This window comes from Mycobacterium sp. 852014-52450_SCH5900713, assembly GCF_001667075.1.
Classification (GTDB): Bacteria; Actinomycetota; Actinomycetes; order Mycobacteriales; family Mycobacteriaceae; genus Mycobacterium.
On record NZ_LZIL01000034.1, the window covers coordinates 133412 to 145173 of the forward strand.

An 11762-nucleotide genomic window follows, 5' to 3' on the forward strand; every position below is an offset into this window, starting at 1 on the left:
CGCATGGCCTTTCCCATACTGTCGACCTACCGGCTGCAGCTGCGTGGTGAGGCCAGCGGGTTCGCGTTCACCTTCGCCGACGCGGAAAACCTACTGGACTACCTGGACGAACTCGGGGTCTCGCACCTATACCTGTCCCCGATCATGACCGCCGCCACCGGGTCGAACCACGGCTACGACGTCACCGACCCGACGACGGTCTCGCCCGAACTCGGCGGCCGAGACGGGCTGGCGCGGCTGTCCGAGGCGGCGCGAGAGCGCGGCATCGGCCTGATCGTCGACATCGTGCCCAATCACGTGGGGATCGACCAGCCCCAACAGAACGCGTGGTGGTGGGACGTCCTGCGGCACGGCCGTTCGTCCGACTACGCAACATATTTCGACATCGACTGGGACCTCGACGAGGACGGCCGGATCGTGCTGCCCATCCTGGGTTCCGACGACGACGCCGCCGACTTGCACGTCGACGGGGACCTGCTCCGGTTGGGCGACCTGGCGCTGCCGATCGCGCCCGGTTCCGGCGAGGGCACCGGGCCCGAGGTGCACGACCGCCAGCATTACCGGCTGGTGGGCTGGCGCAACGGCGTCTGCGGCTACCGGCGTTTCTTCTCGATCACCTCGCTGGCCGGACTGCGCCAGGAAGATCGCGGCGTGTTCGACGCCACCCACGCCGAGGTGGCCCGGTGGGCCGCCGAGGGACTCGTCGACGGCGTGCGCATCGACCACCCCGACGGATTGTCAGACCCCTGCGGCTATTTGGCGTGGCTGCGCGAATCGGTTGGACCGCAGACGTGGATCGTGATCGAGAAGATCCTCGCGGTCGACGAGGCGCTGGAACCCACCCTGCCCATCGGCGGCACCACCGGTTACGACGTGCTGCGGGAGATCGGCGGCGTCTTCGTCGACCCGAATGGCGCCCCGGCCCTGACCGAGCTGGTCGAGTCGGCGGGGCTGGACTACGGGGCGGCGCCGGAGATGTTGGCGGAACTCAAGATCCGCGCGGCCACCGACACGTTGGCAAGCGAACTGGGGCGGCTGCGCCGCAGCATCGTGGCGGCGGCCGGCGCCGATCATCCGCAGCTGCCCGCGGCGGTCGCCGCGCTGCTCACCCATATCGGCGTCTACCGCTGCGATTACCCAAGCCTGTCGGCGATCATGCCTAACGCGCTGGCCGAAACCCAGTCGGAGTCACCGGAATTGGGGCCCGCGCTGCAGGTGCTCGCGGCGGCGCTGGCCCGCGGCGGCGAACCGGCCACCCGCCTGCAGCAGCTCTGCGGAGCCGTCACCGCCAAATCCGTCGAGGACTGCTATTTCTACCGCGACGCCCGGCTGGTGTCGCTCAACGAGGTGGGTGGCGAACCGCATCGTTTTGGCGTCGGCGCGGCGGAGTTCCACCAGAGCGCGGCCGACCGTGCCCGCTTGTGGCCGCAGACGATGACGACCCTGACCACCCACGACACCAAACGGGGCGAGGACGTGCGCGCCCGGATCGGGGTGCTCTCGCAGGTCCCGTCGCTGTGGGCTGAGTTCGTCGACCGCTGGGAGGCCGACGCGCCCTCCCCGGATCCGGCGACCGGACAGTTCCTGTGGCAGAACATCTTCGGCGTCTGGCCGGTCAGTGGCGCGGTCAGCCCGGAGCTGCGCGAGCGGTTGCATGGCTACGCCGAGAAGGCCATCCGGGAAGCGGCCTGGCACACCTCGTGGAACGATCCGGACGCCGAGTTCGAGGACGCGGTGCACCGATGGCTGGACACCGTGTTCGACGGACCGGTGGCCGGTCAGCTGACCAAACTGGTCACCCAGCTCAACCCGCACGCCGCCAGCGACGCGCTGGGCCAGAAGCTCCTGGCCCTGACCGTGCCCGGGATACCGGACGTCTACCAGGGCACCGAACTCTGGGACGACAGCCTCGTCGACCCGGACAACCGCAGGGCCGTCGACTACACCGCCCGGCGGGCCGCCCTGAAGGCGTTGGAACACCCCAAGATTCGGGTCGTCACGACGGCGCTTCGGGTGCGACGCTCCCACCCCGACAGCTTCCTGCACGGCGACTACGTCCCTGTGCTGGCCAGCGGCGACGCGACCGAGCACGTGCTGGCGTTCCGCCGGGGCGACGACGTCCTGGTCGCGGTCACCCGCTGGACCGTGCGGCTGACCGAGTCCGGCTGGGGCAATACGGTGCTGCCGCTGCCCGAGGGAACGTGGAAGGACACGCTCACGGGGGCCATCGCGGACGGGCCGACCTCGGCGGCGCAATTGTTCGCCGACCTGCCCGTCGTCTTGCTGGAGCGCCACCATGACTGAATTCCGGGTCTGGGCACCCAAACCGGAGCTGGTCCGGCTCGATGTCGAGGGCCAGGTGCACGCGATGACGCGCGCGGATGACGGCTGGTGGCACGCGAACGTCGACGCGGCACCGGACGCCCGCTACGGCTTCCTGCTCGACGACGATCCCACTGTGCTGCCCGACCCGCGCTCGGCCCGGCAGCCCGACGGCGTGCACGCCCGCTCGCAGCTGTGGGACCCGGCCGGCGCTCGTTGGACCGACGGCGACTGGCAAGGCAGGCCGGTCGAGGGCGCGGTGATCTACGAGATGCACCTGGGTACCTTTACCGGCGCCGGCACCTTTTACTCCGCCATCGACAAGCTCGACTACCTGGTGGACCTCGGGGTCGACTTCGTCGAGCTGATGCCCGTGAATTCCTTTGCCGGGACGCATGGCTGGGGATACGACGGCGTGCTCTGGTATAGCGTGCACGAGCCCTACGGCGGTCCCGACGGTTTGGTCCGGTTCGTCGACGCCTGCCACGCGCGCGGCCTGGGGGTACTCATCGACGCGGTGTTCAACCACCTCGGTCCGTCGGGCAATTACCTGCCCAAATTCGGCCCCTACCTGTCGTCGGCGAGCAACCCGTGGGGCGAAGGCATCAACATCGCCGACGCGGACTCCGACGAGGTGCGCCGCTATATCATCGGCTGCGCGCTGCGCTGGATGCGTGACTTCCACGCCGACGGCCTGCGCCTGGACGCCGTGCACGCGCTGGTGGACACCACCGCCTTCCATATCCTCGAGGAGCTGGCAACCGAAACGGACTGGCTGGCAGACCAATTGGGCCGTCCGCTGTCGCTGATCGCCGAGAGCGACCTCAACGACCCACGATTGATCACCCCGCGCGACCGCGGCGGTTACGGGCTGACGGCGCAGTGGGCCGACGACATCCACCACGCCATCCACACGGCGGTGTCCGGTGAACGCCAGGGTTATTACGCGGACTTCGGGTCGCTGGCGACCCTCGCCCAGACGCTGCGGCACGGCTACTTTCACGCCGCCACCTATTCGTCGTTTCGGCACCGCCGGCACGGACGCCCGCTGGACACGGGTTCCATTCCCGCCACCCGGCTGGTCGCTTACACCTGCACCCATGACCAGGTAGGCAACCGGGCCCTCGGGGACCGCCCGTCGCAGAACCTGACCGGCGGCCAGCTGGCGATCAAGGCGGCGCTCGTGCTCGGGACACCCTTCACCGCAATGCTTTTCATGGGTGAGGAGTACGCGGCGTCCACCCCGTTCCAGTTCTTCAGCTCGCATCCCGAGCCGGAGCTGGCCAAGGCCACCGCGGAAGGGCGCAAGGCGGAGTTCGCCGAACACGGCTGGAACGCCGACGACATCCCCGACCCGCAAGACCCGGAGACGTTCCAGCGCTCGAAACTCGACTGGGACGAGGTCGACTCCGGCGAACACGGCCGGTTGCACCGGCTCTACCGCGACCTGATCGCGTTGCGGCACAGCGACCCCGACCTGGCCGACGCGTGGCTGGAGCACCTCGCGGTGGACTACGACGAGGAACAACGCTGGATCAGCGTGTCGCGCGGCCGGCTGCGCATCGTGTGCAACCTCGGCGCCGAGGCGACGAAGGTGCCCGTCGCCGGCGACGTGGTGCTGGCCTGGGGTGATCCCGCGGTCGATGCCGACAGCACCGTGCTGGACGGCCATTCGTTCGCCATCCTGGCGGTGCGCGAGCGGGCGTAAGCCTGTGGATGACGGTGCGCGGCCGGCCGCGCGGCCGCCGATGATTCGCCCATGAATGAATCGCTGAGCCGGTGGATCGGCTTGCTCAAGAAGAAGAAGCCGGTGCCGGCTCCGCTCGTCGTGATCGATGAAACGCCGCCGGCGCGCAGCGTGGCGCTGTTGTGGACGGGCCCGGGCCTGGGCAGCGCTGGCGGCGAGGGGCGTTGACGCCCCGCTAGACGCTGGGGCGGCCCGAGCCGTGCACCGCCTCGGCGATCGCGTCCGCCAGGGGGTCGATCTCGTCGGCTCGTAGGTCGGCGATGGTGACGCGGATGCCCGCCGGCGTGCGGATCCGGAACCGCGTGCCCGGCGCCGCGGCCCAGCCCGCGCGCAGCAGCCGGGTGATCGCGACCGTCTCGTCGGGCACGGGAATCCATACGTTGAGGCCGGAGCGCGCGTGGGCGGCGACGTCACGCTGGGCCAGGGCGGCGCAGAGCCGGCGGCGGGAGTCGGCGTATTGCCGCTCGGCCGTGCCGACGAGGCGCGCGGCCGCCCGGTCCGACCACAGGCTGACGGCCAGATCCTGCAGCAGGTGGCTCACCCAGCCCGGGCCGAGCCGCAGTCGGCCGTGCACGCGCTCGACGGTGCGATGGTCACCCGCGAGGACGGCCACCCGCAGGTCGGGTCCATAGGCCTTGGACGCGGATCGCACGAATGCCCAATGCTCGGTCACGCCGGCCAGCGTGCGCAGCGGCGCGCCGGAGATGCCCGCGCAGTGATCGTCTTCGACGAGCAGCAGATCGTCGGCCCGCTGCGCCAACAGTGGCCGTAGCGCGGCGGCGCGATCGGCGGACAGCGCCGCACCCGTCGGGTTCTGGGCGCGATTGGTGATGATCAGGCCGCGCACCCCGCGGTCCAGGGTCCGCGCCAGGTCGTCGACCAGTGGCCCGTCGTCGTCGACCCGGACCGGCTCGGCCGAAAGGCCCAGGGCTGCAAGGAGATCGAGCAGGTTGGCCCAGCCCGGGTCCTCCACCGCGACCCGGTCGCCGGGACGCAGATGCGCGGTCAGGACGCGCTCGATTCCATCGAGCGCTCCGCTCGTGACCGCGAGGTGATCGGACGGTACGCCGTCGGCGGACAGCGCGGCCCGCGCGAACTCCGACAGGGCGGCCGACATGGCCGGCTCGCCGTACAGCACCGGGCGGCCGGCAACCGGACCGGGCAGCGTGGCGCCCGCAAGGGGCAGCAGGGCCGGGTCCGGGTTACCGGTCGACAGGTCACGCACGCCAGCGGGGACGTCGAGCGCGAGCAGGGAGCGGGGGGTGGTCGCGGGGCGGTGCCGCACCCGGGTACCGCGCCGGCCGGCGGTTTCCACGGCCCCGCGATGCCGCAGCAGGCGGTAGGCCGCGGCGGCGGTGTTGGCGTTCACGCCGAGCTGACCGGCCAGGTCGCGCACGGGCGGCAGCGCATCGCCGGGCGCCAGTGAGCCCGCCGAGATGGCGGCTTCGATGCTGGCGGCTATGGACTCCGCACCCGTTCCGGTTATCCTGCTTTGTACTGGCACACTATTTATTATGTACTAGAACAAAGGTCTACGCTATGCAAACCGGATACGAGCCGACGCCGCGCACCACGCCCACCCGCTACCGGGAGCGCGCGCGCTACGACCGGGAAAGCGTGCACCAGATCCTGGACGAGGCGCTGGTCTGCCACCTGGGCTACCTCAGCGCCGGCCGGCCGGTGGTTCTGCCCACCACGCATGCCCGCCTGGGCGAGACGCTCTACCTGCACGGGTCCACCGGGAGCGGCCCGCTGCTGGCGGCCCGGGCGGCGCCGTCGGGCCTGCCGGTGTGCGTCACCGTCACCCTGGTCGACGGGCTGGTGCTGGCCCGTGCCGCCATGCACCATTCGGTGAACTTCCGCTCGGTGGTGGTGCTGGGCGCCGCGCGCGTCGTCGACGACGAGGCGGAGCAACTGCAGGCGCTCGCCGGCCTGCTCGAGCACATCGCGCCCGGCCGCGCCGCCGATTGCCGAGCCCCGAACGCGCGCGAGCTGGCCGCCACCGGGGTACTCGCGCTCGACCTCGTGGAGGTATCGGCCAAGGTGCGCACCGGTGCCCCGGTCGACGATCCGGAGGATCACGCGCTGCCGCACTGGGCGGGGGTGGTGCCGCTGAGCGTGGCGGCCGGGGAGCCGGTGCCGGCCGGGGATCTGGATCCCGGCACTCCTGTGCCGCCGTATCTCAGCAAGTGCCTAGCCTGAGTCGCGGCTGCTCAGAGCTCCGGTTGTCTGGCGCCCACCCGGCCGCGTGCGCGCCGCGAGTTGTCCCACCAGGCTCCGACGAGCACGACGGTGCCGGCCCAGGCCGTGCCCAGCATCCACCCGGAGAGCACATCGCTGACGTAATGAACTCCCAGATAGACGCGCGAGAACCCGATCAGGAAGACCGAGCCGATCGCCACGGCCCATACGATCACGCGCCCGGTCCACCACAGGATCAGCCAGCGGGTCAGCATCCACGCGGAGATGACCATGATCGCCGCGGTGCCGGTCGCGTGTCCGGAGGGAAACGAATACCCGTCCGCGTCGATGAGAGCGAAAGGCAGGGGCGGGCGTTGTCGACCGACCAAGGCTTTGGCGGTGAAGAGCACCAGCGGAACCGCGCCGCCGCCAACCAGAGCAAGCACCACGGGCCGCCATGACCTGCACCGCCAACCCGCGGCAACGGAAATCGGAAAGGCGAGCGCAGTCAGAAAAAGCGGTCCGCCCGCGACCGTGATCGCCCGCAGAGCGGCGGTCAGCCACAGGTCACGGTGGGCCGCAAGCCACCGAGTCACCGGTTGGTCGATCCCGGCGATGCCGTCGCCCTCGAGCACGTCCTCGAGCACTTCGGTGAAGCCGACCGCCAACGCCACCACCACGACCAGTCCGAGCAGCAACGCGACACCGGCGACCTCGCCCGTCGGCCACCGACGCGCCGGCATCCACCCCCGGTCGCTGATCCGGTCACGGACCCAGGTCAGCGTTTTGTCGATTACGGCCGAGTTGGACACCCGCCCTGCGAGCGTCCGTAACCGGGGTCCGTGCCGAGCGACCCAAATCGCCGCCCATGCAAGCAATATGAGCGACGCAATGACGCCCGCGCTGACCAGGCCGAATCCGCCAGTGCCGGGTCCATACTGCGAGTTACGCATCGCCGCGCTGAGTCTAGAACAGCAGGTAGCGGTAGGCCGGTGAGCCGGGCTCGAGGCGTTCGACGTGCAGCTCCGTCGCCCGCATCCGCGCCAGCAAACCGTCCAGATCTGCCGACGAGGCCAACTGGATGCCCACGAGCGCCTCGCCGGTCTCGCGGTTGTTGCGCTTGATGTACTCGAACAGGGTGATGTCGTCGTCGGGCCCCAGCACCTCGTCGAGGAACCGGCGCAACGCACCCGGTTCCTGCGGGAAGTCCACCAGGAAGTAGTGCTTGAGGCCGAGGTGGACCAGCGAGCGTTCCAGCACCTCGCCGTAGCGCGACACGTCGTTGTTGCCGCCCGAGATGAGGCACACCACCGTGGAGCCGGGCTCGACGTCGGCCTCCAGCAGCCCCGCGACCGACAGCGCGCCCGCCGGCTCGGCGATGATGCCCTCGTTCTGATAGAGGTCCAGCATCGCGGTGCACACCGCCCCCTCGTCGATCGTGGTGATCGACACCATGTCGCCCGCGGCGGCCAGCGCGGCGTAGGTCAGCGTGCCCGCGCGGCGCACCGCCGCGCCGTCGACGAACTGGTCGACGTGGTCCAGTGTCACGGGCGCGCCGGCGGCCAGTGCGGCCATCATCGCCGCGGCCCCGGCCGGTTCGACGCCCAGCACCGACGTGTTCGTCGTCCGCTCGGCCAGGTAGGTGGTGATGCCGGCGATGCAGCCGCCACCGCCCACGGGGACCACCACCAGGTCCGGCTCGTCGTCCAATTGGTCCAGCACCTCGACGGCGATGGTGCCCTGACCGGCCATGGTGCGCGGGTCGTCATAAGGCGGCACCAGCGTGGCGCCGGTGCGTTCGACGTCGGCCAGCGCGGCGTCGGCGGCCAGGTCATAGGTGGTTCCACCCACGATCAGCTCGATGAAATCACCGCCGTGGTAGCGGATGCGGTCCCGCTTTTGCTGGGGGGTCTTGGCGGGCACGTAGACGCGGCCGTGCACCCCCAGCGTCCGGCACGCGTAGGCGAAGCCCTGTGCGTGATTGCCCGCCGACGAGCACACCACGCCCGCGGCCAGCTCCCCGTCGGACAACTGCACCAGCAGGTTGTAGGCCCCGCGCAGCTTGTAGGAACGCACTACCTGCAGGTCTTCGCGCTTGAGGTAGACGTGCGCGCCGGTGATCGCCGACAACCGGTCGCTGTACTGCAGCGGGGTCGGCGTGACCACCGCGGCGATCCGCTTGGCCGCGCCGTCGATGTCAGCCGCGCACAGCGGCGCGACGCTCGGGTGATGGCTCAGTTCGGCGGACACTGATCAATGGTGCCATGGCAGCCGATCAACTCCGGAATTCAGCCGACCGGGGTCAGCACGAACACCGGGATCTGGCGGTCCGTTTTCTTCTGGTATTCGGCGTAGTCCGGCCAGGCCTCGACGGCGCGCTCCCACCAGACCGCCTTCTCGTCGCCGAACACCTCGCGGGCGTCGTATTCGCGGGTGGTGCCGCCGTCCTGCAGCTCGACCCGGGGATTCTTGACGACGTTGTGGTACCAGACGGGGTGCTTCGGGGCCCCACCGAGTGAGGCGACGATCGCGTACTCGCCGTCGTGCTCGACCCGCATCAGTGGGGTCTTGCGCAGCTTGCCCGTCTTGGCCCCGACGGTGGTCAGCACGATGATGGGTTTCCCCTTCATATCGGTGGCTTCGGTCCCGCCCGACTGCTCGTACTTCTCGGCCTGTTCGCGGGCCCAATCCCATGGGCTCGGCTCGTATTCCCCAGAAAGTGGCATGCCCCAACTCTATGCCGGGTGCAAACCTGCGAGGCCGGGCTATGAGGGCTCGCCGTCGGCAGGCGGGTCGTCGTCTTTGGCCAGGTGGCGGAGGACCCTTTCGTTGAGGGCGGCGAGCATGTCGAGCTCAGCCGGGGTGAGCAGGTCGATGAAGTTCCGGCGGACGTCCTCCACGTGCCCCGGCGCCGCCTTCTCAATGGCGGCGCGGCCGGCCGGCAGCAGGCAGACCATGGTGCTGCGGGCGTCGTCGGGGTTGGGCTCCCGACAGATCAGCCCGTCCTTCTGCATCCGTTTCACCTGATGGGAGACGCGACTCTTCTCCCAGCCCAGTGTGTTGCACAGGTCGCGGGCGGGCATGCGATCCCCGTCGTGAGCCGACAGCACCGCCAGGACCTCGTAGTCGGCCCCCGATAGGCCCGATTCCTGCAGGCCCCGGTTCAGGTGCACGTCGAGCTGATGATGCGCATGCTGGAATGCCCGCCAGGCGCGGTCTTCGCGAGGGGTCAGCCAGTTCGGTTCCATTAGCCTCCATGCTATCGCGAATTGGTTGACGCGTCATCAAACGGACCTAAGGTGGACGAGTCAACCTTTTTCGTTCGTTATTCAAAGACGGGACACCTCATGAGCAGCATCAGCATCATCGGCACCGGGAACATGGCCCGCGCCATCGGCGAGCTGGCGATAGCAGGCGGCAACACCGTCGAGGTCATCGGCCGCGATCAATCCAAGGCCGCCGCCCTGGCCAAGGCTCTCGGCAGCGGCGCCACGACGGGAGAGTTCGGCGCCGTTCCTACCGGGGACTTGGTCCTCGTGGCCCTGTTGTACGCCAACGTCGTTCCGGTCGTCACCCAGTACGGAGATGCCCTCGCGGGCAAGGTCATTGTCGAGATCAGCAACCCCTTCAATTCCGCGGCCGACGGGCTGGCCATCCCCGATGACACCTCGATCGCGCAGGAAGTTGCCAAGGCGGCTCCGGCCAGCGCCAGCGTGGTGAAGGCATTCAACACCATCTTCGGTGTCGTCCTGGCCCAGGGCCGGCCGCTCGACGTGTTCATCGCCGGCGACGACTCGCGCGCCAAGGCGGGCGTGGCGGCGTTCATCGAGAGCCTCGGGCTGCGCCCGCTCGACGTCGGCGGCTTGAACATGGCGCACTGGCTGGAAGGAACGGGCCTGGTCATGATGGGCCTCGCCCGCCACGGGGTGGGGAACTTCGACTTCGCCCTCGGCGCCACCGTTCCCGGCTGAGCCGCACCGCGCGGTCCAGAAACGAGCGCACGTGCGCCCCAAAGTAATAGTTGATGGATCATTGAAACGATAGAAGAGGACTCTTGCGATGAAGCTCGGTTTCGCACTCCCCATCGTCGGGCCCGCAATCAGCAGCGCCACTGGCCTGAGCGCGTTCTGCCGTGGACTCGAGGATCTTGGCTACGACACGCTGTGGGTGGGCGATCGTCTGGTCACGCCGGTGGACATGCACAGCACCTATCCGGGCAAGGAACAGCCGTACCCGCCGCAGATGACCCGTTACCTCGATCCGGTGCTGCTGTGGACTGTCGCCGCGACGGCGACGAGCCGGGTGCGGCTGAACGCCAGCACGCTCAGCACGTTCTACTACGAGCCGGTGCACCTGGCCCGGCTGCTGACCACGCTCGACGTTCTCAGCGAAGGCCGCCTTGACGTTGGCGTCGGAATCGGGTGGATGAAGGACGAGCACGACATCGCCCGCGGCGCGGACTGGCGCCGGCGCGGGCGGATGCTCGATGACCTGCTGGCGTTTCTGCACGAGTGGTGGACGAGGACCCCGGTGTCCTGGGACAGCGAGTTCTTCTCCCTGCCGCCTGTCCATGCCGACCTGCGCCCGGTCCAGGCCGGTGGTCCGCCCATCTGGATCGGCGGTGCCAGCGAGGCCGCGATGCGCCGGGTCGGCCGCAGCGGCATCGGCTGGCTCGGGGTCGAGGGGCTGCAGGACGAGGTCACCGACCACTTGTGGTCGATTGCGCGCCGTGCGGCGCAGGACGCCGGCCGCGATCCTGACGCGTTGAAGACGGCCCTGCGGATCAACCTCGAACCGGGCACGTCCGTTGACTCGGTCGTCGGCCGGCTCGAGCGCCTCGCCGGGTCCGGTGCCGATGAGGCGATCGTGGATGCTTTCGCCATGTTCCCCAGCCTTGACCAGATGCTTGACTTCGCCGGCCGGGTAATCGCCCGATGGAGTGATCGTGGGAAAGCTTGACGGCAAGGTGCGGTGATCACGGGCGGCTCAAGCGGTTTGGCGCTGGCCGGTGCCAGGTTGTTCGTTGACGAAGGAGCTCACGTTTTCATCTCGGGCCGGCGGCAGGAAGCTCTGGCGCCGGGCCCGTCAGATAGCGCGCGAGCACCGGGCGCACCCATTCGGTCAGCGTCGCGTCGTCCATCTCGGCCAGCGCCGGCACCCCGACGACGTAGCGGGCCATCGCGATTCCCAGCACCTGTGAGCCCACCAACGCGGCCCGCTCCACGGCGCGGTCGGGGGTGACGGTCGCCAGGGCCGGGGCCACCTGCTCGACGAAAACCGCCAGCAGAGTGTCGGCGGCCGTGCGATTGGTCGCGGCCGCGCGCAGCAGCGGCAGAAAGGAACCGTGCGGATCCCACACCTGGACGAACAGCGGCACCAGCACGTCCGCGAGGCGCTCGGGGGCGACGCCGGAGAGATCGGGAAAGCTGACCTCGAGCCGCGACACGGCGGCGAACAGATCCGCCTTGCTGCCGAAGTAGTGCATGACCAACGCGGGATCGACGCCGGCCTC

The 11762-nt window shown here is 69.5% G+C and carries 12 protein-coding genes and 1 pseudogene; 7 read left to right on the forward strand and 6 right to left on the reverse strand.

The window, feature by feature from the left end; all coding sequences use genetic code 11:
* Positions 1-3: 3 nt before the first annotated feature.
* Genes treY through A5773_RS25970 form a run of 3 tightly spaced genes read left to right on the forward strand, consistent with a single transcriptional unit; the run spans position 4 to position 4237 of the window.
* Complete coding sequence (gene treY / locus A5773_RS09430; RefSeq protein ID WP_067790633.1) at positions 4-2304, forward strand: malto-oligosyltrehalose synthase; 2301 nt, start codon at positions 4-6, stop codon at positions 2302-2304.
* A complete protein-coding gene (gene treZ / locus A5773_RS09435) occupies positions 2297-4030 on the forward strand; it encodes a malto-oligosyltrehalose trehalohydrolase (protein ID WP_067790636.1) in 1734 nt (577 codons plus the stop codon). The genes treY and treZ overlap by 8 nt, the downstream gene beginning before the upstream one ends.
* A 51-nt stretch (positions 4031-4081) precedes the next feature.
* On the forward strand, positions 4082-4237 hold the full coding sequence (locus tag A5773_RS25970) for a hypothetical protein (protein ID WP_156659514.1): 156 nt from the start codon (positions 4082-4084) through the stop codon (positions 4235-4237).
* 7 nt (positions 4238-4244) lie between these two features.
* Here the strand turns inward: A5773_RS25970 and A5773_RS09440 are convergent, their stop codons facing one another.
* The gene (locus A5773_RS09440) at positions 4245-5573 is read right to left on the reverse strand and encodes an aminotransferase class I/II-fold pyridoxal phosphate-dependent enzyme (RefSeq protein WP_067790639.1); all 1329 of its coding nucleotides are present in this window, start codon (positions 5571-5573) and stop codon (positions 4245-4247) included.
* 35 nt (positions 5574-5608) lie between these two features.
* Between A5773_RS09440 and A5773_RS09445 the strand changes: the two genes are divergently transcribed.
* A complete protein-coding gene (locus A5773_RS09445; RefSeq protein WP_067262568.1) occupies positions 5609-6271 on the forward strand; it encodes a pyridoxamine 5'-phosphate oxidase family protein in 663 nt (220 codons plus the stop codon).
* Positions 6272-6282: 11 nt separating this feature from the next.
* Here A5773_RS09445 and A5773_RS09450 read toward each other — a convergent pair whose 3' ends face one another.
* From A5773_RS09450 to A5773_RS09465, 4 genes are read right to left on the reverse strand one after another with little or no spacing between them, the layout of a single operon-like run.
* Entirely contained in the window at positions 6283-7203 is a 921-nt protein-coding gene (locus A5773_RS09450; RefSeq protein WP_197507865.1) for a phosphatase PAP2 family protein, read from the reverse strand.
* 13 nt (positions 7204-7216) lie between these two features.
* Positions 7217-8500 carry a threonine ammonia-lyase gene (gene ilvA, locus A5773_RS09455; protein WP_067790641.1) on the reverse strand — a complete coding sequence of 428 codons (1284 nt, stop codon included), beginning with the start codon at positions 8498-8500 and terminating at the stop codon, positions 7217-7219.
* 38 nt (positions 8501-8538) lie between these two features.
* Positions 8539-8976: a nitroreductase family deazaflavin-dependent oxidoreductase gene (locus tag A5773_RS09460; RefSeq protein WP_066953264.1), complete on the reverse strand. Its 438-nt coding sequence runs from the start codon at positions 8974-8976 to the stop codon at positions 8539-8541.
* A 39-nt stretch (positions 8977-9015) separates the two neighbouring features.
* Positions 9016-9498: a MarR family winged helix-turn-helix transcriptional regulator gene (locus A5773_RS09465; RefSeq protein ID WP_067790644.1), complete on the reverse strand. Its 483-nt coding sequence runs from the start codon at positions 9496-9498 to the stop codon at positions 9016-9018.
* 99 nt (positions 9499-9597) lie between these two features.
* Between A5773_RS09465 and A5773_RS09470 the strand changes: the two genes are divergently transcribed.
* The 3 genes and pseudogenes from A5773_RS09470 to A5773_RS26495 all read left to right on the forward strand — a co-directional run.
* On the forward strand, positions 9598-10221 hold the full coding sequence (locus tag A5773_RS09470; RefSeq protein WP_067790647.1) for an NADPH-dependent F420 reductase: 624 nt from the start codon (positions 9598-9600) through the stop codon (positions 10219-10221).
* Positions 10222-10309: 88 nt separating this feature from the next.
* Positions 10310-11209 carry a TIGR03619 family F420-dependent LLM class oxidoreductase gene (locus A5773_RS09475; protein ID WP_066953270.1) on the forward strand — a complete coding sequence of 300 codons (900 nt, stop codon included), beginning with the start codon at positions 10310-10312 and terminating at the stop codon, positions 11207-11209.
* Positions 11196-11323: pseudogene (locus A5773_RS26495) on the forward strand (SDR family NAD(P)-dependent oxidoreductase); the annotation flags it as partial. The gene A5773_RS09475 and the pseudogene A5773_RS26495, both read left to right, overlap by 14 nt.
* Here the strand turns inward: A5773_RS26495 and A5773_RS09480 are convergent.
* Positions 11295-11762: TetR family transcriptional regulator (locus tag A5773_RS09480; RefSeq protein WP_067790650.1), on the reverse strand; the 468-nt coding region annotated here is incomplete at its 5' end. The pseudogene A5773_RS26495 and the gene A5773_RS09480 sit on opposite strands and share 29 nt — an antisense overlap.

Bases quoted from the DNA above. Each gene is read 5' to 3' on its own strand.
- treY (WP_067790633.1), top strand. From the start codon at position 4: ATGGCCTTTCCCATACTGTCGACCTACCGGCTGCAGCTGCGTGGTGAG.
- treZ (WP_067790636.1), top strand. From the start codon at position 2,297: ATGACTGAATTCCGGGTCTGGGCACCCAAACCGGAGCTGGTCCGGCTC.
- A5773_RS25970 (WP_156659514.1), top strand. From the start codon at position 4,082: ATGAATGAATCGCTGAGCCGGTGGATCGGCTTGCTCAAGAAGAAGAAG.
- A5773_RS09445 (WP_067262568.1), top strand. From the start codon at position 5,609: ATGCAAACCGGATACGAGCCGACGCCGCGCACCACGCCCACCCGCTAC.
- A5773_RS09450 (WP_197507865.1), bottom strand. From the start codon at position 7,203: ATGCGTAACTCGCAGTATGGACCCGGCACTGGCGGATTCGGCCTGGTC.
- A5773_RS09460 (WP_066953264.1), bottom strand. From the start codon at position 8,976: ATGCCACTTTCTGGGGAATACGAGCCGAGCCCATGGGATTGGGCCCGC.
- A5773_RS09465 (WP_067790644.1), bottom strand. From the start codon at position 9,498: ATGGAACCGAACTGGCTGACCCCTCGCGAAGACCGCGCCTGGCGGGCA.
- A5773_RS09470 (WP_067790647.1), top strand. From the start codon at position 9,598: ATGAGCAGCATCAGCATCATCGGCACCGGGAACATGGCCCGCGCCATC.
- A5773_RS09475 (WP_066953270.1), top strand. From the start codon at position 10,310: ATGAAGCTCGGTTTCGCACTCCCCATCGTCGGGCCCGCAATCAGCAGC.